Origin of the sequence: Clostridium carboxidivorans P7 (assembly GCF_001038625.1) — a bacterium.
In the GTDB taxonomy this organism is placed as follows: domain Bacteria; phylum Bacillota; class Clostridia; order Clostridiales; family Clostridiaceae; genus Clostridium_AM; species Clostridium_AM carboxidivorans.
This window is the reverse complement of the sequence record NZ_CP011803.1, coordinates 2,763,068-2,786,675: the sequence shown is the minus strand read 5'-3', so window position 1 is coordinate 2,786,675 and position 23,608 is coordinate 2,763,068. Positions and strand designations below refer to the sequence as shown.

The following is a 23,608-nucleotide window of genomic DNA, read 5'->3' as shown; positions in this document are numbered from 1 at the left end:
AAAACTAATTTTGTAAAAAAATTAGAGGAGATGGTAGTATGAGGCATGTTGTAGCCTTACTTATAAAATTTGTAATGGTAGCAGTAGTTTTAGAAATTATTTTTAGTATACTAACCACTTTAACTTTTTCATCTATACTTTATATAGCTGCTGCTGTTACAATTATTGCATATATTATAGGTGATTTATTAATACTTCCAGCATCAAACAATACTATAGCTTCTATGGCAGATGTTGCGCTGGCATTAGCTACTATGTATATGTTTAATTACATATGGAGCACTACTCAAATACATTTTGTAAGTGCATTAATAGCAGCTGTAATTATAAGTACAGGAGAATGGTTCTTTCACAAGTATGTATCTAATATTATTTTTAGAAAGAGGAAAGATTAGCAAATCCATCGTTGATAAGAAACTTACATTTTAGAAAAGTTCGTAGAAAAAGATATACCTGCGAACTTTTTATTTTACTGTATGTTTTTTATAAATAAAACTTTTCAAAATAAGTAATTAAATAAGGTTAATGTAGTTTATAATCTTGCTAAAAATATATACGATACAAGATCAATATAAATCAGCAATCATTAAAGATAATAGCAATAACGTACAATACGAAGTTCTAAAATTCATTTATTATAAAAATATAAAAAACTTCTAGGAATGAAGGTTTAATAAATTTTAAGTATTTTCTAGAAATATAAGGAGGTCAATAATGATGAATGATAGTATTGTAAAAATTTTTAATGGTGGTAAGGTGATATACCAAAACAAGGAAATTAATATTGAAAAGTTAGAATGGAACAAAAACCCTAATAAAGGTGTATATCTAAAGCATATTGTTAAAGGTGAGGACACAGCTGGAAAGTTTAGTTGCCATATTGTAAAAATTGAATCAGGATGTGAAATAGGACAACATATTCATGATAGCAATTGGGAACTACATGAGGTAATTGACGGTGAAGGAAAATGTTTTTTAGAGGATAAAGAAATAATTTATTCTATTGGAACACTCAGTGTAATACCACAAGGCATACAACATAAAGTTAAAGCTGTTAATGGTGACCTATATTTGTTTGCTAAATTTATACCTGCGCTGGTATAGAAAAAGGTTATATTATATGTAAAGCTTCTGATATAATTACTATATTGGAAGTTTTTGTTTTAAATCAATAGAAATATGGGGGAGTATACTTGATAGATAAGGAGAAAATTGAATTTCGTCATTTAAATGACTTTTATAATATTGATGTAATTCAAGGTATTAATGTAGGAAGAGCGTTTCCTAAACATTCACACAGAAGTATGTGTTTAGGAGTTATAAATAGGGGGACAAGAATATATTCCATAGATAAAAGGCAATTATGCGCTGATAAAGGTAAAGTATTTGTTGTTAATACAGGTGAAGTTCATTCATTTAAATCTTTAGATAAAAGAACACATGATTATATGTGTATTTGTTTTGATAAAGGGTGCATTAAAAACATTTTAGAAGATACAAAAGAAAAAAATTCAAGAAAATTATTTTTTCACAATATAATTGATGATTCACATTTATATGTCTTAATAAATAAACTTTGCTGTAACCTTTTAGATAAAAATATAGATTCGGAAAGTAAAGGTTTGTTTCTTAAAATTATAGAGCAATTAAATATAAACTATTTGGATAGAATATATAGTTTAAAAAGTACAGGTAATGAACAAAGAGTTATAAAGTTATTAAAAGAATATATTGAATATAATTATAAAGAAAATATTTCAATAAACCAACTATCTCAAATTTCAGGTTTAAGTCCTTACTATTTAATTAGGCTTTTTTCCAATGAATATGGATTTGCTCCCCATTGTTATCAGAATAGTATCAGAATAAGAAAGGTGAAAGAGCTTTTAAAAGATGGAAAAATGAAAATGACAGATATAGCATTAGAAGTAGGTTTTGCGGATCAAAGCCATATGATTAAACATTTTAAAAATAGTGTAGGAGTGACCCCTAGTCAATATCTTGGGGAAATGAAAAAATAATAATAGTTTTAAATTTAGGTAGTCTCTTAAGTGGAACTATTTTTTAAAATATTTAAAAAATATATTGACATATATATCATAATATCGTAATATATAAATATAGAGATTAAAGCTGAATTTGAAAATATGTTGCTATATGCAAGTTTATGTGAATACTTGTTAATCCACCGTATTTTCATACTTATAAAAATTATAAGCTAGGCAGAAATTAATTATATAAATATTGATTCAAATAAAAAATGTGAAAGAGAGGTAATATTATTATGGTTAAGGTTACTAAACAAGCAGCAGAAAAGTTTAATGAAATGAAGCAAAGAGTTAAGGATCCTGAAAATGCAATATTGAGAGTTGTTTTTGCAGGTTATGGATGAGGCGGCCCAAGATTACAGTTAACTCTGGATGAGTTAAAAAATAGTGATGACGTAATTGTTAAATCAGATGGTATAAATGTTGCCTACAGTCCAGAGCTTGAAGCATATATAAATGGGTCAACTATTGATTACTCAAATAGTTGGTTTACACGAGGATTTACTATATTTGGTGGTAATTCTTCTTCATGCTAAAAGGTAAATAAAATGAAGAGATATATTTGAAAGGAAGGTTATTAATAATGGCAAAGGTAATAAATAGTAGTGAATTTCAAAAGGATGTTTTAAATAGTAATGAAACAATATTAGTGGATTTTTTTGCAGAATGGTGTGGACCATGTAAGATGGTAGCTCCAGTTTTAGAAGAGTTAAGTACAGAAATGGAAGGAAAGGCTAAAATATTTAAGGTTGATGTGGATAAAAGTGGTGATTTAGCTGAAAAGTATGGAATTACAGGAGTACCAACATTGATGATTTTCAAAGATGGTAAAGCAGTTGATAAAATAGTGGGTTTTCAACCTAAGGAAATACTTAAGTCTAGATTGCAGCAGTATTCAAATTAAGAGGAACAACTGTTTATTGCAAATTCACAACAAGTAAATAATATTAGAATAATGTGACATAACTTTTCAAGAGGACAATTGACAGAGGACAGAGGACAATGAAGGTAAGTTTTCTTCCTTACGTCAGAAAACTAATTTATTTTTAACGCTTGTTTCGTTAACGCAAAACAAGCGTTAAATTTATATAAATCAGCAATGTTTCACTTTAGTGAAACGAGTAATTGAAAATTTAATCAAAGATTTTTCGCAGCATAGCGGAGAAAAATCATCCTTCACTGTCCTTTGTCAATTGTCCTCTGTCCTCTAAAAAAGTTGTGTCGCACTATGCTTAAAATATAGCAATAGGTGTCACAAATAATCTTATTTTCTTAAACTTTCATATCTATCTAAAAAGCATTTTAAATATACAATCCTTTTTTCTATATCATCTTTCCAATCATCAAGCTGCTTCAATCCAGTTTCGGTAATACTATAAATTTTCTTTGCAGGTCCAGAATTAGTTGTATCCCATGAAAATATTACTGCATGGTCATTTTCAAGTTGCTGAAGAGTACGATATATAGCACCTTGATCACATTGGAAATTAGGTATTTTTTCTATAAGTGAAGTGTATATTGCACCACCATAAGTAGAACCTTCAGCTAATGTTAGTAAAATAAATGCAGGCAAATGACGAGATTGATTTCTTTTATTGGCCATAAAATCTCTCCTTTTTATTTGTATTCTTATCACATTATATTATTTTATACACCTAATTGCAAATAATACCTTAGTGTTATTGACACTAAAGTAAAATGGATGTATGATAATAGTGTAAAGTACACTATAGTGTAAAAATCATCATTATATTTCATTGATATCTAATTAAATTACGGGAGGTTATGAAAATTTTATGTTTACTATTGGATTATATCTTTTAGCGTTTGTTCTATTGTTTATATCTTTGTTTAAGAGTCGTAAGAAAACATTATTAGCTTTAAAAAAGGCATGGAAATCCTTTGAAAATATCCTGCCATTATTTCTTTCAATATTATTTGTTATAGGAATTATGCTTGCTATTTTAAGTCCTCAGGTTATTTCAAAAATAATGGGACAGCAATCAGGTATATTAGGTATAATGTTAGCTGCACTTATTGGTTCTTGCACTGTAATACCTGGATTTGTTACATTTCCGTTAGCGGCCACATTGCTAAAAAATGGAGCTGGTATGGTTCAAATAACAATGTTAATATCAACTTCAGTTATGGTTGGAATTATTACTATTCCTATTGAAGCAAAATACTGGGGCATGAAAGCTACCTATATTAGAAATTCACTTGCTCTTGTGTTTTCTTTTATAATTGCGTTTGTGATGGGAGTGTTAATATGATGAAAAAAATCTTTAAAAGGTATAGAGTATTTGGAGTTATTTTAATAATAAATTTAATTTTACTTATAGTAAAGCCTTCACTAGGAACAAGTTCATTAAAGGGAACTGGAGATAACTTGAAGGAATTAATTGCTATTATGCCGCCAATATTTCTTCTGATGGGACTTTTGGATACCTGGGTACAGAAGGAAACAATGATAAAGTTTATGGGAGAAGGATCAGGATTAAAAGGTATACTTATTGCATTTTTATTAGGGTCATTTGCTGCTGGACCGGTATATGTTGCATTCCCTTTTGCTGCAATTTTGATGAAAAAGGGAAGTAAATTTTTCAATATACTAATTTTTATAGGAGCATGGTCTGCTACAAAAATACCTATATCATTGTTTGAAGCATCCGTAATGGGATGGAAGTTTATGCTTACTCGATATGCTATTGATATACCTGTGATTATCTTAATAGCATATATTACAGATAAAATTATTTCACCTATTGAAAAAGAAACAATTTATGAAAATATTAAAAATCTTGAATAAAGACTTTTATATTTTTTAAATAGAAAAGTCTTTATTCAAGCAGTTGTACAAAATTTAGTATTTTCTATTATATATGGTATAATAACTACTAAGAATAACGTAATGTATTTATTAAACATAAATGTAAAACAATTTTATGATCAAAAATAGGAGGATTATATGGATGTTAGAATTAAAAAATTTGTCTTTAGAATTAGATAATGATAATAAAAAAATTAGTATTCTACAAAATATAAACTTGAAGTTTGAAAAAAATAAAATATATGCAATTACTGGCCCAAATGGTGGTGGTAAGTCATCTCTAGCCAAAACAATAATGGGAATATATAAGGCTACTTCTGGAAATATACTATTAGATGGGGAAGATATTACAGGTTTAGATATTACAGAGAGAGCCAGACAAGGTATAGGTTTTGCATTTCAACAACCAGCAAGGTTTAAAGGTATAAAAGTAAATGAATTGTTAAGCTTAGCTGCAAAGGATAAAGAAGTAAATATATGTAATTTGCTTCTGGATGTAGGACTTTGTGCTCAAGATTATGTAAATAGAGATGTGGATTCAAGTCTTTCTGGTGGAGAACTTAAGAGAATAGAAATAGCAACTATACTTGCTAGAAATCTCAAAGTTGCATTATTTGATGAACCAGAAGCAGGAATAGATTTATGGAGCTTTAAAAAGTTAGTTGAAACCTTTGAAAATATGAATAAAAAGAAGGAAACAACTATAATTATAATATCTCATCAAGAGAGAATTTTAAATTTAGCAGATGAAGTTATTATACTCTCAGATGGTCAAATTAAAGAAATAACTTCAAAAGAGAATATACTTGCTCAAATAATAAAAAATGACAGTTGTAATTGCAGCGAAACCTGTGAAAAAGGGAGGACTTTTTAGATGTTAGATGCGTTAGATAAAAGTATGTTAGATCAAATGTCAGGACTTCATGAATTGCCAATTGGTGCTTATAATATAAGAAAAAATGGAGAAAAGGCTGCAAGAAACACTACAGCTAATATAGATATAATAACAAAAGAAGATAAGCCTGGTATAAATATAGTAGTAAAACCTGGAACTAAAGGAGAGAGCGTTCATATACCTGTAATTATAACAAAAGAAGGATTAAATGATGTTGTATATAATACTTTTGAAATTGGTGAGGGATCAGATGTACTTATAGTAGCAGGTTGTGGTATACATAACCCAGGTGATACAAAATCGCAACATGATGGGGTACATGAATTTTTTGTTAGAAAGGGTGCTCGAATAAAGTATGTAGAGAAACACTTTGGAGAAGGTAATGGAAATGGTGAAAAAGTATTGAATCCTAAAACAATAATAGAGGTTGAAGAAGGAGGATATGCAGAATTAGAATTAGTTCAAATAAAAGGAGTAGACAGTACTAAAAGAGATACAGAAATAAAACTTCATAAAGATGCTAAAGTTGTAGTAATAGAAAGACTTCTTACATATAAGAATCAAGATGCAGAGTCCATCATAAATGTAGAAATGATAGGAAAGGACTCTTCTGCGCAAATAATTTCTCGTTCTGTAGCTAGAGATGAGTCAAAACAAATGTTTCATTTAAATATGTCTGGACATGAAAGATGTAGAGGTCATATACAATGTGATTCCATAATAATGGATAAGGCTAGAGTAGAGTCTATACCTAAAATATCAGCATTCCATTCAGATTCCCAACTTATACATGAAGCTGCTATAGGAAGAATTGCTAATGATCAGCTTATAAAGCTTATGTCTTTAGGACTTTCAGAAAAGGAAGCAGAAGATACTATATTAAAAGGATTTCTTAAATAGAGGACATTTGACAGAGGACAGAGGACAATGAAGGTGAGTTTTCTTCCTTACGTCAGAAAACTAATTTATTTCAAAGCTTTTTTTGCTAATGCAAAAGAAGCTTTAAATTTATATAAATCAGCAATGTTTCGCTTTAGCGAAACGAGTCATCAAAAATTTAATTAGAGATTTTTCGTAGCAAAGTGGAGAAAAATCATCCTTCACTGTCCTCTGTCAATTGTCCTCTGTCCTTTGAAAAAGTTGCTTTTCTTAAAAAATTCCCATTATAAAATGTTGTACTCCAAGTGAAGTAAGTGCTAAAACCACCCAGCATGTGAAGCCTAATACAATTGGTCTTACACCATTTTTAACAAGTTCTACAATATTAGTATTTAATCCTACAGATACCATTGCCATTACAATGACGAATTTCCCAGCCTCGGATAAGAACTTAGTAATTACAGCTGGTATAGGAATAAATGTGTTAATTACTGATGCAGCTACAAATCCAAGTACAAACCAAGGGAATATTTTGCTGATGCTGTAAGATCCTTTTTTACTTTTGGCTTCTTTTTTAGAAGTATAAATAGCTAGTGCCAATGTAATTGGAACAATGGCCAAGGTTCTTGTAAGTTTTACTATAACTGCAAGATTACCTGCTGCAGTGCTGTAAGAATAGCCAGCAGCTACTACAGATGAAGTATCATTAACAGCTGTTCCAGCCCAAAGTCCAAAGCATTGATTGCTCATGTTAAATAAATGACCAAGGAATGGAAATAAAAAAGCTGCAATAGCATTAAAAAGAAATATGGTTGATATAGAATGAGCTACTTCTTGCTCATTTGCATTAATAACTGGAGCTGTTGCTGCAATAGCTGAGCCGCCACATATGGAAGAACCAACGCCAATCAAAGCTGCTGTTTTTCCATTTATTTTTAATAATTTACCTGCAATATAAGCAGTAATGAATGCTGCTGTTAGTGTAAAAAGCATTAAAAGAATTGTTTGCTTTCCTACTTTAAAAACATTGAAAAGATTCATGCCAAATCCCATAAGAATAATTGAATATTGAAGTAACTTTTTTGCAGTAAAGGTTACCCCTGTATTAAAATAGCTTGGCCTTTTCCAAAAGGCTAAAATCATTCCAAATAAAATACCAAGTACAGGGCTTCCTATAATAGGAAAAGTATTTCCAATCATCCATGCTGGAATTGCTATAATTAGAGCAAGTATAATTCCATATAATTTGTTATTTGTTGTTTTCATAATATCTCCTCCGATCTGTTTCTTATGATACACCTTGACATTATATAAGTAAAATATTATTATTTAATCAATGTGATAAGTATATACTAATGTATAAGGAGAATATTATGACTTTAAGACACTTTAAAATATTTGTTGCTGTATGTGACAAAATGAATATGACAAAGGCTTCTGACACATTATTTATGTCTCAATCAGCAGTTAGTCAGGCAATTTCTGAACTTGAAAACCACTATGGTTTACGCCTTTTTGAACGGCTGTCGAAAAAACTTTATATAACTCAGGCAGGAGAAAAATTGCTCAGCTATGCTAGATATATTATTAAATTAAATATAGAGCTTGAAAATGAAATGAAAACTCTAAATGAAAAAGGATCTATACGTATTGGTGCAAGTGTTACCGTTGGAGCTTATGTACTTCCTAAACTTGTTTCACATTTTCAAAGAGAAAATACTGAAGTTGATATACAAGTGTATGAAGAAAACACTACGAAAATTGAAAAAATGCTTCTTCATGATGAAATTGATTTAGCACTTGTAGAAGGAGAAACAACTAATTCAGATATTATAAACAAGCCATTTATGAATGATGAACTTGTACTCATCTGTGGAGCTAATCATAGATTTTCAAAACTATCTTACATTGAACCTCATGAGCTTGAAAAGGAAAAATTTATTATTCGTGAAGAGGGGAGCGGAACTCGTAAAACCTTTGAGGATAAAATGATAGAAAACCAATTAACATGGCAAGTTATCTGGGTTTGTAATAATACTGATACTATAAAAACTGCAGTTGCAGAAGGTTTAGGAGTTTCAGTGATTTCAAGAAATTCAGTAATGAATGAATTAGATTCTGCAATTCTTTACGAAATACTTATAAAAGGTATAAAATTTAAAAGACAGTTTAAAATCATATATCATAAGAATAAGTATTTAACAGAAATAATGCAGCATTTTATGGATTATTGTGAAGCAAAGTATAAATAAATTTTACAAGTTATTCGATGATTAGCTTATTGCCAAAACGGTTAAAACATATATAATTATATTATAAATAAAAAAGCATTAAGAGAAATGTTAATAATATTAGCTCAATTTTGAGTAAAAAAATTAATCGATGTATAATAAGATACACGAGATATGAAAAGGGGAATATGAAGATGCATCCAATACTATTTAAATTTGGTCCAATTACTATATACAGTTATGGACTTATGATAGCCATAGGTATAATATCTGCATTGCTGCTATCAACATACAGAGCGAAGAAATTAGGTTTTAACGAAGATGTAATTATAGATTTAGGCATATATGGAATAATAGGAGGTTTTATCGGATCTAAACTTTTATTTTGGATGGTAGAATTCCAAAATGTAATTCATGACCCTAAATATATTTTTGAAACGTTAACTGGCGGCTTTGTGGTTTATGGAGGTATAATGGGAGGTGTTTTAACAGGGTATGTCTATTGTAAAAAAAAGCACTTAGATTTTTGGGGCTATTTAGATTTAGTAGTACCAGCGATTGCAATGGCTCAAGGTTTTGGAAGAATAGGGTGCTTTGCAACAGGCTGCTGCTTTGGAAGAGAAACAGATAGTGTTTTTGGTATAATATTTCAAAATTCTTTATATGCTCCCAATGGAGTTCCATTAATACCTACACAGCTTTTCTCAAGTGCTGGAGATTTTATAATAGCAGGTTTACTTCTTTATTATTCATCAAAGTCTAAAAGAAAAGGACAAGTATCAGGACTTTATATGATTTTATACAGTATAGGAAGATTTATTATCGAAATATTTAGAGGAGATCCAAGAGGTAGCATTGGATTGTTATCGACTTCTCAATTTATTTGTATATTTATATTCTTTATAGGTATTTATGTTTTTGGTTTTGCTAATAAAAAGAAAAATAATTAGTTGGTGTTATAAATTTTAAAACAATAATGCATGATGAAAAATCAAGCTGTAAAAGTATAATTGCAGCTTGATTTTTTGTATTTAAATTTTTAATTATAAAACATGCATGAAAAGTGATTTAAAAATAAAGTCATCAAGTGATTCTTAGACTCAGGTAGAGTTTGCCTGTGAGTAATACCTCTTACTTGAGCAAAAGCTCGTAAAATGCCATTTAGTCATTTTACCCATCTGAGTCTTAGAAGAACTTATCCAGGCGCGTAGCAGTGCTTATCCCAAACTTGAAGAAGGTTGGGATATTAGCAATGGTAGCGATCGGATAAATTATACAAAAAACTTATTGCCAAAATGGTTAAAAGTTGTATAATGAAGTTATAGGTAAATATGTAAAAAAGGAGGTTTATATGAAGAAAATTTTAAGAGAATTGTCAAATAGAGAGTTAGAAACTCTTGATATAATTCAAAAAAAGGGTTTGATTACAAAGAAAAGTATACAAGCTATAACAGGTATGACATTGACTACTTTAAATAGAGTAATGAAAAGTCTTGAAGATAAAAAATTAATATCTGAGGCAGGTATATCGAAGTCAACTGGAGGTAGAAAAGCAGTAAAATACGATGTGGCACAAAGTGGTATATATGCTATAGGGGTAGATATGTCAAGAACTTATGTAAGGATAGTTATATTAAATTTAAAAATGACAATTTTAGAAAAAAAAGAGTTTTTTATGGATGATAGTTTTTCGCCAGAGAAAACTGTTGAAAAAATTGGAAATATAATAGATGAAGGACTATTAAAATTATCCATAGATAAAAGTGAAGTATTGGGTATAGGAATAGGTACTGTAGGACCACTTGATAGAGAAAAAGGTGTTATGATAAATCCTAAAAATTTTTTCAATGAACTTTGGAGTAATGTTCCTATAAGGGACATGTTTGAGAAAAGAACTTCTCTTCCATGTTTCATAGATAATGGAACTAATGCTGCTGTTTTAGCTGAATATCTATTTGGTAAGGGAAAAGATTTTAAAAATATTGTGTACGTACATTGTGGAATTGGAATAAGATCAGCAGTTATAAATAATGGAATTATTATTAGGACTATGAGGGACTCTGAAGATGCTTTTGCGCATATGGTTGTAGATTTCAATGGCGAAGAATGTAGTTGCGGCAATAAAGGATGCTTAGACAGTTATTCCTCTATTAATGCAATAGTTAAAAGTTTCAATTCAATATTAAAAAATAATAACAATGATACAAATGAAGAAATAAAAGAGGAAGATTATAAAAAAATATTAGAACTGACAGTGAATAATAATAAATCTGCTGTAGAAATTATTAATAAGGGTGCTGAAATTTTAGGGGTTGGACTTGCTAATATGGTGAGAATATTAAATCCTCAATTGGTAATTTTATATGGACCTTTAATTAAAAATTATAAATTGTATTACAATAAATGCATTGATGCATTTAATAAAAGTAACTGTTTAAATAATGAGGTTATATTTAGTGATGGAGGTGAATTTAAAGGAAATGCCATAGCAGTTGGATCAGGCTTGATAGTAATAGAAAACTATCTGAAAAAAACAAGCATTGGGGGAAAGTAAAATGGTTATAATAGCTTTGAAAATATTTATCATATCAATTATAGCAGGAGTGTTGGGTTCAATTCTTGGACTTGGAGGAGGTATTATAATTACACCGGTATTAACTTTATTTTTTGGAATAGACATAAAATATGCCATAGGTGCAAGTATAGTATCAGTAATTGCTACTTCAAGTGGAGCAGCTATTGCCTATATAAAAGATAGAATTACAAATATAAGGGTAGGTATGTTTCTCGAAATAGCTACAACAACAGGTGCAATTACAGGAGCATTTTTAAGTGGAATGATTAACACTAAATATCTTTATTTAATATTTGGCATGGTTTTACTATATTCTACAGTTAACATGATCAAAAAATCAAAAAGTGAACTTCCTAAAAATATTGAAACACATCCTATAGCTGCAAAATTAAATTTAAATGGGGCTTATTATGACAAAGTTTTAAATCAGCAAATTCAATATAATGTTACTGGTGTCTATGGTGGATTTGGAATGATGTATGTGGCAGGGGTTATATCAGGACTTCTTGGTATAGGAAGTGGAATATTTAAGGTTATGGCTATGGACTTGTTTATGAAACTTCCATTAAAGGTATCTAGTGCCACTAGTAATTTTATGATAGGAGTAACTGCAGCTGCAAGTGCTGGTGTGTATTTAATTAGAGGGGATATAGATCCTAAAATTTCTGCTCCTGTAGCTCTTGGTGTTTTATTTGGAGCAGCTATTGGAACTAAGGTTATGCAGAATTTAAAGAGTAAAACTATAAGAAAAATATTTATACCAGTTGTTGCTTATGTTTCAATAGAAATGATTATAAAAGGATTGGGGGTTAAATGATGCATAAAAATGAAATTGAAGAAATGGAGATTGTTATAAGTAAATTTTTAAAATTTGGTGTTTTATTAAGTGCTTTTGTAATATTCATTGGTTTTGCAATGTTTTTATTAACTGGAAATAGCGGATATGCAGGAAGTACATATCCAACAGAGCCTATAGCAATTTTAAAAGGAGCTTTGGCATTTAAATCATATTCAATAATATTAACTGGACTTATGATTTTAATTGCAACCCCTGTATTTCGTGTAGGTGTTTCAATCATTGTATTTATGAAAGAAAAAGATTTTTTATATGCCAAAATTACTTCACTTGTTTTTGTAATATTAATTATAAGTTTTATACTTGGAAAAGTTGAATAGGTAAATTTTTTATCTAATCTGTTTGCTAAAATCAAAGCAACTTTTCACATTATAGGTAAAATCTACTTTCAAATTAAAATTTAAATGAAAAAATTTAGTATAAAATTAATGCTCATATATTGTAATATCATAATATAATGATATAATGATGCTAAGCTATTTAAATAGTCCATATGAAAGGAGTTAATTGTATGTGCTTTTAGATTTGTGAAAAATATCTTAAAGCATATCCAAAGAAGGTAATAGGATATGAAAAAGTAAGTTAATGATAAGAATATTAAATATGATAGGGTTGGAGTGACTATTATGATAATAAGAGTAAATAAGGATATTTGCACGCAAGATCATTCATGTTTAGCAGTAAAAGTTTGTCCAGTATATGCATTAAAACAAACAGGATTTGATGCACCTACTGTACTTGAAGAAAGATGTGTAAAATGCGGTAGGTGTGTATACTATTGTCCTATAGGTGCATTAGAATTTGAAGATGGGGAGTGATTAAGATGCATAAATTTGATATTAAAAAAATAGAAAAATTAGATAATCCTAAAAGAAGAGAGAGTATGCCTCCTGAAGAAACTCTAAAAAAGTTTAAAATAGGTAACAAAGGTACGTTACTTGATATAGGGTGTGGCATAGGTTATTTTACTATACCAGCAGCAAAAATTATTAATAAGGGAAATGTAATTGGTATAGATATAACACCAGAAATTCTTGATATTGCAAAGGAAAAAGTAGAAGATATAACAAATATAGAATTTAAAAAGAGTGAAGAATATTCCTTTCCAGTAGAAAATAATTCTATTGATTATGTTTTTGTATGTAATGTTATACATGAAATAGAAGATAAAATGAGATTTCTTACAGAGGTAAAAAGAGTATTAAAAAATGAAGGATATTTTTGTATAATTGAATGGGATAAAAGGGATATGAAAAGTGGTCCGCCAGTAAATGAAAGAATATCAAAAGAAGAAATAAAAAGCCTAGTTGAACCTCTAGAATTTACTTTTTTAGAGGAAGTAAATATTAATAATGAACATTATGGTTTAAAATTTAAAATATAATAAAATAGAAATATTAATTTTTTATTGAACATAAGGAGCCAGTTAGAATAATTTTAAAGACTATTCTAATGGCTTTTTTTATTGATATATAATTAGCATATGCTATAATTATATTTATAGCATATGCTAATAGTGTGTTAGATAATTAATGTAGTTATGCTTTTTATAAATAAATCTTTTCTTAAAGGCATAATTACTTTTTAAAATAAAATGAAGAAGGTTTGAGGTGGTAATATGTATACTTGTGCTATGTGCAGTGAACATTATTGTAAGAAAGGAGAACTTGAAAAATTACCTGTTAATTGTCCTTGCAATGAAAAAGAGGAACAAGAGAAAATAAAAAAGTTATATTCTGAAGCTGAAAATTATAAATTAGCACATAATTCAGCGTTAGTTGAAGCAGAAGGATATTGTAAAAAAACAAGGCTTGAAGAAATAATGGATTTTGCTAATAAATGCAACTTTAAAAAATTAGGAGTAGCTTTTTGTGTGGGATTAAGTAATGAAGCAAAAGCATTATGTTCAATATTAAAGCATAATGGATTTGAGGTTAATTCGGTGGTTTGTAAAAATGGAAGTATACCTAAAGAATTTTTGAATATTAAGGATAGTGAAAAGGTAAGACCTGGTACATATGAAGCTATGTGCAATCCTATAGGACAAGCTATTTTTCTAAATAACGCTAAAACGGATTTAAATATTATTTTAGGATTATGTGTAGGTCATGATTCATTATTTATAAAATATTCTGATGCACCAATAACTGTTTTTGCAGTTAAAGATAGAGTACTTGCACATAATCCTATAGGGGCGCTATATCTTTCAGATGGATACTATAAAAATAAGCTATATAAATAATTAAATAAAGAAGAGGATCTAAATGAATAAAAATGAATTTTATACTGATTTATTTGATAAGTTTAAAAAACTTGTAGAAGATAATGGATTGTTAAATGAAGAAGTAAAAATAACAGGAAGAGCTTTAACTGCAGAAGAGGCTATAGGAAATACTGAAAGAAAAGATTTTCCCATTATAAAAGGAAAAGAAAAATTATTACAAGCAGATTTTAAAGGTGTTAAAGGTCAGGCTTTTACAGATATGCCGAATAATTTCCTGGGAAATTTAAAACAAATAATTGAAATGCCGCTAGAGACAAACTTTGATACAGCTGTATATATTGCAACTTTAAATGCTGTATGCAGATACTTAGGGATGACAAATAATACAGTACACTGTAAAGATGGAGAACCAGAAAGCTGTGCTTTGGAGTTAGTAGAATATATAAAAAATAAATATGATAATCCTAAAATTGCATTAATAGGATATCAACCAGCTATATTAGAAAATTTGAGTAAAAATTATAAGGTAAGAATTGTGGATTTAGATGACAATAATATAGGAAAAGTTAAATATGGAGTAATGGTTGAGGATGGAAGTAAATTAATTGAGGACTTGTTGAATTGGTGTGATATTGTGGTTGCTACAGGCAGCACTGTAGCTAATAAAACAATAACTAATGTTTTGTTAGATAAACCAACTATATTTTTTGGAACTACTCTTGCAGGTGCAGCAGCTTTAATGAAGCTTGAAAGATTTTGTCCTTGTTCAAAATAATAGAAAAATCCCATATTTATATACATAAAGCGAGGTGAAAAGATGAATATTGCAGTGGCAGCAGATGGAGAAAATTTAAGCAGCAAAGTGTCTAGAAAATTTGAAAAATGTTTGTATTTGCTCATTGTTGATATGAATAATTTAAATATTACATTTATAAAAAATGATGAATTATTTGAAGATTCATACTCCAAAAGTCTTGCTGATGATATATTGAAGTATGATTGTGAGGCATTGATTACAGGTGATATAGAAAAAACAGCATTTGATATTTTAGCAGATGCTGGAGTAACAAGGTTCTTTGGTGCTGACTATTCAGTTGAAAAAGCTCTTGAAGAAATGAAAAAAGATCATTGAAACTAATTAGAAATTATGATGGTACAGATAGTTGTGGTGGACATCATCATTAAGTAGAAGTAGTGCTTTTTAGTTAATATAATAAGCACAATGTGACACAACTTTTTTAGAGGACAGAGGACAGTGAAGGATGATTTTTGATGACTCATTTTGCTAAAGCAAAACATTGCTGACCTGTATAAATTCCAAGCTTCTTTTGCGTTAGCAAAATAAGCTTTAAAAATAAATTAGTTTTCCGACGTAGGGAGGAAAACTCACCTTCATTGTCCCCTGTCCTCTGTCAAATGTCCTCTAAAAAATGCTTCGCATTTTTTTAAAACTAGGAAAGTTGAGTTAATAATTATTTTCAATTTTAATCAGTGTTTCTCATATAAATATATTTAGAAGTAGGAGGATTTACTTTTTTTACATTTTGAATTTTTATTAGTGGAATTAAAGATACTTGTTTTGAATTATTGTCAATGTAGTTTGTAGTATCAAGAATTCCTGTTACTTGTACCCATGTATTTTTGTCTAAGTTTTGTCCACTAGAATCACATAAGAATCCAACAATCTGTGCATCAGCTGCACAGCATACCATAAGCATTCTTGCAATAACAAATTGATTAGCTTTTATATTATCGTTTTTATAAATAAAACCTGTTAATGTTATACTGTAATTTTTAAATTTATTAGGATTATCGTCAATTTCATTAAGAAAAGTAAAAAAATTGTTTTCAGTCATAACAATTTCTGTATTCTTAGTTTTACTAGAGTCTTCTTTTTGTACTTTAGTGCTTGATTGATAGGTGTTTTGTGATACATTAATTCCTTTTGTATCTGCTATCTGTTGAGTTAATCCATTTGGATTAACTAAAATTCCAATGATTATTGGAATTCCAAATATTAAGTATCCAAATTTTGGTCTATCGTTTTGAGTATTTAATATTTTAGGTATTTGAAAAATTGCTAAAATTAGCAAAGTTATAGAAGCAAACATAACATATTTATTCATATTAGGACTTATAAACATCTTAATTTCTTTTGAAGAAATTAATTTATAAAAATAAAATGAAATTGCAAGAAGCAATGTACACCATGTAAATTCGCCGATGTTAAAATTAAATTTTTTACTACTCACTTTTAGATACCTCCAATAATTTTCAAGCTAAGAGGGATTACATAATTTGCAGATATAGCCATAATAAAGCATATGGAAATTATGAGGAGAATAAGCTTTATTGCAAATTTTTTATTAAATGTTCCCATAAGCATTAATGTATTTTTTATATCAAGCATTGGTCCAAATATTAAGAAACCAATTACAGAACCAACAGTAAATTGCCCAAGAAAAGCTCTAGCAATGAAGGCATCTGTTTGAGAACAAATACATAATAGATAAGCTAATAAAAACATGATTAATATAGAGTATATTTCACCCTGCCCAATAGAAAATATATATTTTTTTGGTACATAAGTTTGAACAAAGGATGATATAAGTGCACCTATAATAAATAATTTACCTGTATTATAGGTTTCAGAACTGGTATGATAAACTATATCAGATAAAAAATAAATTTTATGACTAGCATTATTGTAATTATGACTATGATGCCCGTTGCAATTGCAGCTGCATTTGTTTATATGAATGTTATGTCGTAATGCATTTCCCCTATGCAGCAAATCTATGAAATATCCTATTAAAATTGCACTTATAAATCCAATTAAAGCTCTTGCAATTACTATGTATAGTTTTCCAGTAAATGCATAGTAAGTAGAAAACAGTACTATAGGATTGATTATAGGTACAGAAATCATAAAAGTAATGGCTATTCCTACAGGAACCCCTTTCTTTATAAGTCTTCTAGTTACAGGTATTATTGCACAATCACATATTGGGAAAATCAGGCCTATTGATGCTGCACAAAATAAACCTACAATTTTATTTTTAGGTATGATTTTTAGTATAGTTTCTTCTGAAATAAATAGTTGGATAAATGATGAAATTAATGATCCTATTATAATAAATGGTAATCCTTCTAGTATCATACTGATGAATATTGTGCAAAAATTGTTTAATGTAGTAGTATCAATTTTGCTTATAGAAATATTTCTTAAGATATTCATTAAAAAGAATAGTAATATAATTGACATTATAGTTATAGCTAGTTTTTTGTTGATTATAGAAAATTTGGTCTTTCTCTCCATTTTTACTCCTTTATTAATATAAATTTAAATGTGGAATCTATTGACAATTGTGGTATGTATGTATATTATATATGTAAATGCAAATGATTTGCAACAACTTTATTTAAGGAGTGAAAAAATGTATAAAAAAATAATCTCAATTTTAATTTTAATGTGTATTCTTGTAACTTTTTCAGCATGCGGTAATGTTAGTACAGTCAGCAGTAATAAGACTGATGATAAAAAGGAGTCTCAGGGAAAAATACAAGTTGTAGTTTCTTTTAATGCCATGAGAGAATTTGTTGAGGCAGTAGGTAAGGATAAGGTAGAAGTTAAAACAATGATTCCAAATGGAACTGAACCACATGATTTTGAGCCTAAAGCAAAGGATCTTGAAGGTTTAAATAAAGCTAAAGTATTTGTTTATAGTGGATTTGGAATGGAATCTTGGGTGGATAAGTCTCTAAAAGTAGTTGATAACAAACAATTAGTTACTGTTGAGGCATCAAAAGGCTTTGAATCAATAAAGAATACTGATGAAGATGAAATTAAGGAACATGGACAAGAAGATCCACATGTATGGCTAAGTTTAAAGGGTGCAGAATTTGAAGCAAAAAATGTAAAAGAAGCTTTAATAAAGGTTGATCCATCTAATAAAGACTATTATGAGAAAAACTATAAAGATTTTTCAACTCAACTTGATAGCTTATATAATGATTATAAGAAAAAGTTTGATACAGCAGTTAATAAAAATTTTGTTACAGGTCATGCGGCCTTTGCCTATCTTTGCAGAGATTTTGGATTGAAACAAAATAGTGTAGAAGATGTATTTGCAGAAGGTGAGCCAACAACTAAAAAGATGGAAGAATTAATTAGTTACTGCAAGCAAAATAAAATAAAAACTATATTTGTAGAAGATATGGTAAGTCCTAAAGTTTCAGAAACTCTTGCTAAAGAAGTTGGAGCAAAAGTGCAAAAGATTTATACTTTGGAAAGCAAGGAAGATAATAAAGATTATATTCAAAGTATGAAGAGCAATTTAGAATTAATATATAATACTTTAAAATAGAGTTATAGATAATGAAATTAAATTTACATATCTAATAATATAATTCTTATTAAGGAAAGTCATTTTTATGATTTTCCTTGCTTTTATTATTGGCATTTGACAATAATAAAAAGCTGATGTAATATATAATTAGCAAATGCCAATAATAAAAACAGACAGGGAGTGGAAATTATGTCAAATTGTAATTCATGTCCATCAGGTGATTCATGCAGCAAGGATAAGGAAAAGTGCATGATAGAAAATAATCCAATGAATAGTATTAAAAATGTTATAGGAGTTATGAGCGGTAAAGGTGGAGTTGGAAAGTCTACTATATCAGTAATGATTGCTAAACAATTAAGAAAATCAGGATATAAAGTAGGAATTTTGGATGCTGATATAACAGGACCAAGTGTACCAAGATTACTTGGTTTAAAAGGCAAAAATGCAGAAGTTAGAGAGGAAATTATATATCCAGTAGAAACAGAAGATAAAATAAAGGTTATGTCATTAAATTTATTAATTGAAGATGAAAATGAGCCAGTAATATGGAGAGGTCCAATAATTTCTGGAGCAGTTAAGCAATTTTGGACTGATGTACTTTGGGGAGAACTAGATTATCTGATAATAGATATGCCTCCAGGAACAGGAGATGTAGCATTAACTGTTATGCAGTCTATTCCTATTAATGGACTTGTAATGGTATCTGTACCACAGGATTTAGTTTCAATGATTGTTTCAAAAGCTATAAATATGGCAAGGAAAATGGATATTAAAGTTTTAGGTGTTGTAGAAAATATGAGCTATATAGTTTGTCCAGATTGTAATAAAAAGATAAAGATATTTAGTGGAGAGAGTATAGATAAATTTTTAGGAGAATCTGATTTAGAGCTTCTTGGTGAATTACCAATGATTAGTGAAATTTGTAACTTATCAAGCTGTGGATGTGAAAATTCAAGTGAAAGCTTAGGTGAGATGTTTAATCCAATAGTAACAAATATTTTGAAAAAGCTATAGGCATTAAAACATGGATGAAAATATTTAGTGCAAAACCCTGCATATTACATTTTAAATGTATTAAATGTAATAGTATAATAGATATAGATAATAAATCTTTAGAGTTGGATTATTTGAAATTAAATAGTAAAATTGAAAAGGAAAATAATTTAATTGTATCTGATGCTGATATAATGCTAATTGGATTATGTAATAAATGCAGGGAGGATGAAAATGCCAAGACCAACTAAATTTAGAAAAGTTGAGTTTTTTCCAAAAGATGATTATTTTGTACCATGGGGAAAACCTAAATGTGAAACTGAAGAAATAGTTTTAAAGGTAGAAGAACTTGAAGCAATGAGGCTTAAGGATATAGAAGAACTTAATCAAGAAGAATGTGCTGAAAAAATGGAAATATCCCGCCAAACCTTTCAAAACATAATTGATAGTGCTAGAAAAAAGGTTGCAATAGCACTAACAGAAGGAAAAGCTATAAGAATCAGTGGAGGATATTATACTACAAATCACTGCAAATTCAAGTGTATGGACTGCGGAGAAATTTATGAAATAAATTATAAGCATGACAAATTAGTTTGTCCTAATTGTGGATCTCAGAAAGTGGTGTGCAGCAAAAAGGCTGCATTTTGCAGACGATGGTGTAATACAGAAAGTTCAACCTAGAATAATTGTAAAAATTAACCATATTAAAAAGCGAGAGTTTAGCAAAGTAACTCTCGTTTTTTATATAATTCATTTATTTTAATTTAAATTCCTTATAGGAAAGTTCTCCCTTTGCAAGTTGTTCACATATAAGAGGACCATTTTTATTACTTTCAATTTCATTCTTAATATTTAAAAAATCTTCTGTACTTATTGAACATTCAGCATATCTTTCTAGAAGTATAGGAGTATGAGGGTTTGAATATTTAGTATGCTCAATGATGGATTTTCTTTCAGTATATTCATCAACAGAAATAGTACCGGAAGCATATTTTTCTTTAAGTATGTTAATCAGCTTTATTATAAATGGACTTGTAGTGGATTGATTTTTCATGAGAAAAAATATTAAAATTAAAATAATTAATAAGAAAAATATTAAAATATAGGAACCATAAAAACCTAATCCCATATGATGGCCATATCCATGTCTCATAATTTTACTCCTTACATTTTTATATTTTGGAAAATGAAATAGTTATAATTGTTCCTTTTCCTAATTCACTTTCTATTTTAAAGTGTCCATTTAAAACTTTTACTAACCTTTTTGCTATGGAAAGCCCAAGTCCAGTTCCTTCAACGTTTGAAGTTCTTGCTCTATCAGCTTTGAAGAACTTTTCACCTAAATATTCAATTTCTTCTTTAGGTATACCAATTCCGCTGTCCTCAATAGTTATATAAATATTCTTATTGTTTGAATAGGTAGATATTTTTAATATACCTTCATTTGGAGAAAACTTAATTCCATTGTCCAAAAATATTATAAGCAGCTGCTTCAATTTATCGTAATCACTAAATAGAAGTGGTAAATTATTTTCAAGTAACAGTTGTAAATTTATACATTTATTATTTATCAAAGGTTTAAGGCCCCTTAAGGTATCATTAATGAGCATATTAACATCCAGTTCATTAAAAACAATTTCCAATTTGTCAGATTCTAATTTACTTAAATTAAGTAGATCTTTAACCATTCTTTCAAGACGATTAGTTTCTTTTAAAAGTGTAATACAAGTATCTTTTATATATTCTGGTTTTGTCATTCCATCTATAACTGATTCTAAATTACCTTTTATAATTGTTAAAGGAGTTCTAAATTCGTGGGAAACATTTGAAATAAAATCTTTGCGCATCTGTTCAAGCTTTTCCTTTTCACTTACATCTTGAATAAGAATTACACCACCTATAGTCTCATTTAAATTATTTTTTACAGGTGACATGGAGAAATTTAACGTTTTGCTTAGATATTCTTTTAATATGAATTTTTTTGTATCTTTAGATATAGCAGCTTCAAATTCTTCAATTATATTCAATTTTGATAATATTGTATTAATTTTTAAGCCTGATTCCCAATCTTCAACAGATAATAATGAAATAGCAGATTGATTAATATTAATGATATTAAGGTTTGTATCTATTGCTAAAATGCCTTCATTCATACTTGTTATAATATTACTTAGCTTTGTTTTTTCTTCAAAAAGTTTGTTTATAGTGTACTGAAGCTTTAAAGATAATAAATCAAAGGAACTTGATAATTCGCCAATTTCATCCTTTTGATATATGTTTGTAGCTATTCCGTAGTGACCTTTTGCTAGTTCAAGTGCAGAGAAGTTTATTTTTTTTATAGGTTTTGTAATGCTTTTGGAAAAATAATATCCCATAAATCCAGCAAGAAATATTTCACCTAAAAGAGTTAAAATTAAATATATAAAAAAATTGTTCATAGAATTAGATAGATCAGTAATAGAAGAATTAATAACTACTGCACCTATTACATTATGGCTGTTATTTTTTATAGGAACTGCCACAGTCATCATGTATTCTTTATAATAGGGGTTGAAGATTTCATCATATTCGTTTGAACCAATTAATGCTTTTTTGAAAATAGAATTGTATGTTTTTTTTACATCTGCATCAGTAATATAAGTAAGATTCATATTTTTATTATTTGATGCAGATATAATATTTGTATTGGAATCAACTATCCAAATCTTTGCACTGTCAATGGAATCCAGTAAGTTTATAATATCAGTAAACTCCTTTCCTTTAACATTTTCAGTTATATAGGGCTTAAGAGTTTCTGAAATTTCCAAAGCATGCTTTGTCATATTATTTCTTTTTACATTAAAGATGTTATTTTTAAATATGTTTAATGAAATAATACCTATTAAGAGAGTTGAAATAATAACAATTAGTAAAAAACCAAAAGTAAGTTTAAAAGTGATATTTTTTCTAAACATCTTTCACCTCAAATTTATATCCCATACCCCAAATAGTTTTAATATCCCAGTTATATTGTCCATTAAGTGCAAGCTTTGCTCTTATCCTTTTTATATGAGTATCTACTGTTCGAGGATCTCCAAAATAATCTATACCCCATATACTGTCAAGCAGGGTATCTCTTGAAACTATCTTGTTAGGAGAACTTGAAAGCATCCATAAAACTTCTATTTCTTTTTTAGTAAGGTTAATATTTGAACCATTTAATTTAATTGAGTAATTTTCAATATCTAATTCAAGGGGAGGATATTTAATTGTAGTTAATTTAATATTTTCAGGTGGTGTAATTCTTCTAAGTATGGCTTTTATTCTTGCCACTACTTCACCAGGACTAAAGGGTTTTACAATGTAGTCATCAGCACCAGAATTTAACCCTAAAATTTTATCTGCATCCTCGCTCTTTGCTGTTATCATTATTATTGGAGTATTGGATTTAAATCTTATTGATTTACACACTTCCATTCCATCTATTATTGGCATCATAATATCCAATAAAACAATTTGAGGATTACATACATCAAATTTATCCAATGCTTCTTTTCCATTGAGTGCAGAAACTACAGTAAAGCCTTCTTTTTCTACATAAGGTTTTAAAATTTTAATGATTTCTATATTATCATCGGCAATCAAAATATTTTTATCCATTTTTCATCACCTCGTATTTTTTTATCTTATTTAGATTATATCATCAAAATAAATTTAATTTGTGAAATAATTGTGGACTGAATTTGTTG

30 protein-coding genes are annotated in these 23,608 nt (G+C 28.6%); 23 read left to right on the top strand and 7 right to left on the bottom strand.

All coding sequences use genetic code 11. From position 1 onward, the window contains the following. Positions 1-38: 38 nt before the first annotated feature. The 5 genes from Ccar_RS12235 (at position 39) to trxA (ending at position 2,952) form a co-directional block, all read left to right on the top strand. Positions 39-395: a DUF2512 family protein gene (locus tag Ccar_RS12235; RefSeq protein ID WP_007062620.1), complete on the top strand. Its 357-nt coding sequence runs from the start codon at positions 39-41 to the stop codon at positions 393-395. A 319-nt stretch (positions 396-714) separates the two neighbouring features. Beyond that, complete coding sequence (locus Ccar_RS12230) at positions 715-1,104, top strand: cupin domain-containing protein (protein ID WP_007062621.1); 390 nt, start codon at positions 715-717, stop codon at positions 1,102-1,104. Between the two features lie 89 nt (positions 1,105-1,193). Beyond that, positions 1,194-2,021 carry an AraC family transcriptional regulator gene (locus Ccar_RS12225; RefSeq protein ID WP_007062622.1) on the top strand — a complete coding sequence of 276 codons (828 nt, stop codon included), beginning with the start codon at positions 1,194-1,196 and terminating at the stop codon, positions 2,019-2,021. Positions 2,022-2,284: 263 nt separating this feature from the next. Beyond that, positions 2,285-2,584, top strand: a complete 300-nt coding sequence (locus Ccar_RS27690; protein ID WP_341271378.1) for a HesB/IscA family protein — start codon at positions 2,285-2,287, stop codon at positions 2,582-2,584. A 47-nt stretch (positions 2,585-2,631) separates the two neighbouring features. Further along, positions 2,632-2,952 carry a thioredoxin gene (gene trxA / locus Ccar_RS12220; RefSeq protein ID WP_007062624.1) on the top strand — a complete coding sequence of 107 codons (321 nt, stop codon included), beginning with the start codon at positions 2,632-2,634 and terminating at the stop codon, positions 2,950-2,952. A gap of 360 nt (positions 2,953-3,312) precedes the next feature. Here trxA and Ccar_RS12215 read toward each other — a convergent pair whose 3' ends face one another. Further along, on the bottom strand, positions 3,313-3,651 hold the full coding sequence (locus Ccar_RS12215; RefSeq protein ID WP_007064970.1) for a PadR family transcriptional regulator: 339 nt from the start codon (positions 3,649-3,651) through the stop codon (positions 3,313-3,315). 193 nt (positions 3,652-3,844) lie between these two features. On the opposite strand from Ccar_RS12215, the gene Ccar_RS12210 reads away from it, so the two are divergent. From Ccar_RS12210 to Ccar_RS12195, 4 genes are all read left to right on the top strand, one after another. Continuing rightward, the gene (locus Ccar_RS12210; RefSeq protein ID WP_007062626.1) at positions 3,845-4,321 is read left to right on the top strand and encodes a permease; all 477 of its coding nucleotides are present in this window, start codon (positions 3,845-3,847) and stop codon (positions 4,319-4,321) included. Further along, positions 4,318-4,857: a permease gene (locus Ccar_RS12205; protein ID WP_007062627.1), complete on the top strand. Its 540-nt coding sequence runs from the start codon at positions 4,318-4,320 to the stop codon at positions 4,855-4,857. Before Ccar_RS12210 ends, Ccar_RS12205 begins: the two co-directional genes overlap by 4 nt. A gap of 163 nt (positions 4,858-5,020) precedes the next feature. After that, positions 5,021-5,752 carry an ABC transporter ATP-binding protein gene (locus Ccar_RS12200; RefSeq protein WP_007062628.1) on the top strand — a complete coding sequence of 244 codons (732 nt, stop codon included), beginning with the start codon at positions 5,021-5,023 and terminating at the stop codon, positions 5,750-5,752. After that, positions 5,753-6,673: a SufB/SufD family protein gene (locus Ccar_RS12195; RefSeq protein WP_007062629.1), complete on the top strand. Its 921-nt coding sequence runs from the start codon at positions 5,753-5,755 to the stop codon at positions 6,671-6,673. 249 nt (positions 6,674-6,922) lie between these two features. Here the strand turns inward: Ccar_RS12195 and Ccar_RS12190 are convergent, their stop codons facing one another. Further along, entirely contained in the window at positions 6,923-7,918 is a 996-nt protein-coding gene (locus Ccar_RS12190; protein WP_007062630.1) for a YeiH family protein, read from the bottom strand. Between the two features lie 107 nt (positions 7,919-8,025). Here Ccar_RS12190 and Ccar_RS12185 point away from each other — a divergent pair, with 107 nt between their 5' ends. The 10 genes from Ccar_RS12185 (at position 8,026) to Ccar_RS12140 (ending at position 15,670) form a co-directional block, all read left to right on the top strand. Next, on the top strand, positions 8,026-8,904 hold the full coding sequence (locus Ccar_RS12185; RefSeq protein ID WP_007062631.1) for a LysR family transcriptional regulator: 879 nt from the start codon (positions 8,026-8,028) through the stop codon (positions 8,902-8,904). A 173-nt stretch (positions 8,905-9,077) separates the two neighbouring features. Continuing rightward, positions 9,078-9,833, top strand: a complete 756-nt coding sequence (locus Ccar_RS12180; RefSeq protein ID WP_034826511.1) for a prolipoprotein diacylglyceryl transferase — start codon at positions 9,078-9,080, stop codon at positions 9,831-9,833. A 401-nt stretch (positions 9,834-10,234) separates the two neighbouring features. Further along, complete coding sequence (locus Ccar_RS12175) at positions 10,235-11,437, top strand: ROK family protein (protein ID WP_007062634.1); 1,203 nt, start codon at positions 10,235-10,237, stop codon at positions 11,435-11,437. 1 nt (position 11,438) lies between these two features. Continuing rightward, complete coding sequence (locus tag Ccar_RS12170) at positions 11,439-12,275, top strand: sulfite exporter TauE/SafE family protein (protein WP_007062635.1); 837 nt, start codon at positions 11,439-11,441, stop codon at positions 12,273-12,275. Further along, a complete protein-coding gene (locus tag Ccar_RS12165) occupies positions 12,275-12,634 on the top strand; it encodes a DUF1634 domain-containing protein (RefSeq protein WP_007062636.1) in 360 nt (119 codons plus the stop codon). Before Ccar_RS12170 ends, Ccar_RS12165 begins: the two co-directional genes overlap by 1 nt. 306 nt (positions 12,635-12,940) lie before the next feature. After that, positions 12,941-13,132 (top strand): ATP-binding protein, encoded by a 192-nt coding sequence (locus tag Ccar_RS12160; protein WP_007062637.1) that lies wholly within the window; start codon positions 12,941-12,943, stop codon positions 13,130-13,132. Between the two features lie 5 nt (positions 13,133-13,137). Then, positions 13,138-13,698: a class I SAM-dependent methyltransferase gene (locus Ccar_RS12155; RefSeq protein ID WP_007062638.1), complete on the top strand. Its 561-nt coding sequence runs from the start codon at positions 13,138-13,140 to the stop codon at positions 13,696-13,698. 234 nt (positions 13,699-13,932) lie between these two features. Continuing rightward, positions 13,933-14,556, top strand: coding sequence for a DUF1847 domain-containing protein (locus Ccar_RS12150; RefSeq protein ID WP_007062639.1), 624 nt, complete (start codon positions 13,933-13,935; stop codon positions 14,554-14,556). A gap of 22 nt (positions 14,557-14,578) precedes the next feature. Further along, positions 14,579-15,313, top strand: coding sequence for a Rossmann-like domain-containing protein (locus tag Ccar_RS12145; RefSeq protein WP_007062640.1), 735 nt, complete (start codon positions 14,579-14,581; stop codon positions 15,311-15,313). A 42-nt stretch (positions 15,314-15,355) separates the two neighbouring features. Continuing rightward, a complete protein-coding gene (locus Ccar_RS12140; RefSeq protein WP_007062641.1) occupies positions 15,356-15,670 on the top strand; it encodes a NifB/NifX family molybdenum-iron cluster-binding protein in 315 nt (104 codons plus the stop codon). Between the two features lie 352 nt (positions 15,671-16,022). Here Ccar_RS12140 and Ccar_RS12135 read toward each other — a convergent pair whose 3' ends face one another. Continuing rightward, a complete protein-coding gene (locus Ccar_RS12135) occupies positions 16,023-16,790 on the bottom strand; it encodes a TIGR03943 family putative permease subunit (RefSeq protein ID WP_007062306.1) in 768 nt (255 codons plus the stop codon). A gap of 2 nt (positions 16,791-16,792) precedes the next feature. Then, entirely contained in the window at positions 16,793-17,857 is a 1,065-nt protein-coding gene (locus Ccar_RS12130) for a permease (RefSeq protein ID WP_007062307.1), read from the bottom strand. A 118-nt stretch (positions 17,858-17,975) separates the two neighbouring features. Here Ccar_RS12130 and Ccar_RS12125 point away from each other — a divergent pair, with 118 nt between their 5' ends. The 4 genes from Ccar_RS12125 to Ccar_RS12110 all read left to right on the top strand — a co-directional run bounded on the left by Ccar_RS12125 (position 17,976) and on the right by Ccar_RS12110 (position 20,561). Then, a complete protein-coding gene (locus Ccar_RS12125) occupies positions 17,976-18,905 on the top strand; it encodes a metal ABC transporter substrate-binding protein (protein ID WP_007062308.1) in 930 nt (309 codons plus the stop codon). Between the two features lie 171 nt (positions 18,906-19,076). Next, positions 19,077-19,901 (top strand): Mrp/NBP35 family ATP-binding protein, encoded by an 825-nt coding sequence (locus tag Ccar_RS12120; protein ID WP_007062309.1) that lies wholly within the window; start codon positions 19,077-19,079, stop codon positions 19,899-19,901. Between the two features lie 14 nt (positions 19,902-19,915). Continuing rightward, positions 19,916-20,131: a helix-turn-helix domain-containing protein gene (locus Ccar_RS12115; RefSeq protein ID WP_007062310.1), complete on the top strand. Its 216-nt coding sequence runs from the start codon at positions 19,916-19,918 to the stop codon at positions 20,129-20,131. Continuing rightward, positions 20,115-20,561 (top strand): DUF134 domain-containing protein, encoded by a 447-nt coding sequence (locus Ccar_RS12110; protein ID WP_007062311.1) that lies wholly within the window; start codon positions 20,115-20,117, stop codon positions 20,559-20,561. The genes Ccar_RS12115 and Ccar_RS12110 overlap by 17 nt, the downstream gene beginning before the upstream one ends. Before the next feature lie 73 nt (positions 20,562-20,634). Here Ccar_RS12110 and Ccar_RS12105 read toward each other — a convergent pair whose 3' ends face one another. From Ccar_RS12105 to Ccar_RS12095, 3 genes are read right to left on the bottom strand one after another with little or no spacing between them, the layout of a single operon-like run. Then, a complete protein-coding gene (locus Ccar_RS12105) occupies positions 20,635-21,033 on the bottom strand; it encodes an SHOCT domain-containing protein (protein WP_007062312.1) in 399 nt (132 codons plus the stop codon). 19 nt (positions 21,034-21,052) lie between these two features. Then, positions 21,053-22,834: an ATP-binding protein gene (locus Ccar_RS12100; RefSeq protein ID WP_007064974.1), complete on the bottom strand. Its 1,782-nt coding sequence runs from the start codon at positions 22,832-22,834 to the stop codon at positions 21,053-21,055. Then, positions 22,827-23,519, bottom strand: coding sequence for a response regulator transcription factor (locus tag Ccar_RS12095; protein ID WP_007062315.1), 693 nt, complete (start codon positions 23,517-23,519; stop codon positions 22,827-22,829). The genes Ccar_RS12100 and Ccar_RS12095 overlap by 8 nt, the downstream gene beginning before the upstream one ends. Positions 23,520-23,608 lie beyond the last annotated feature (89 nt).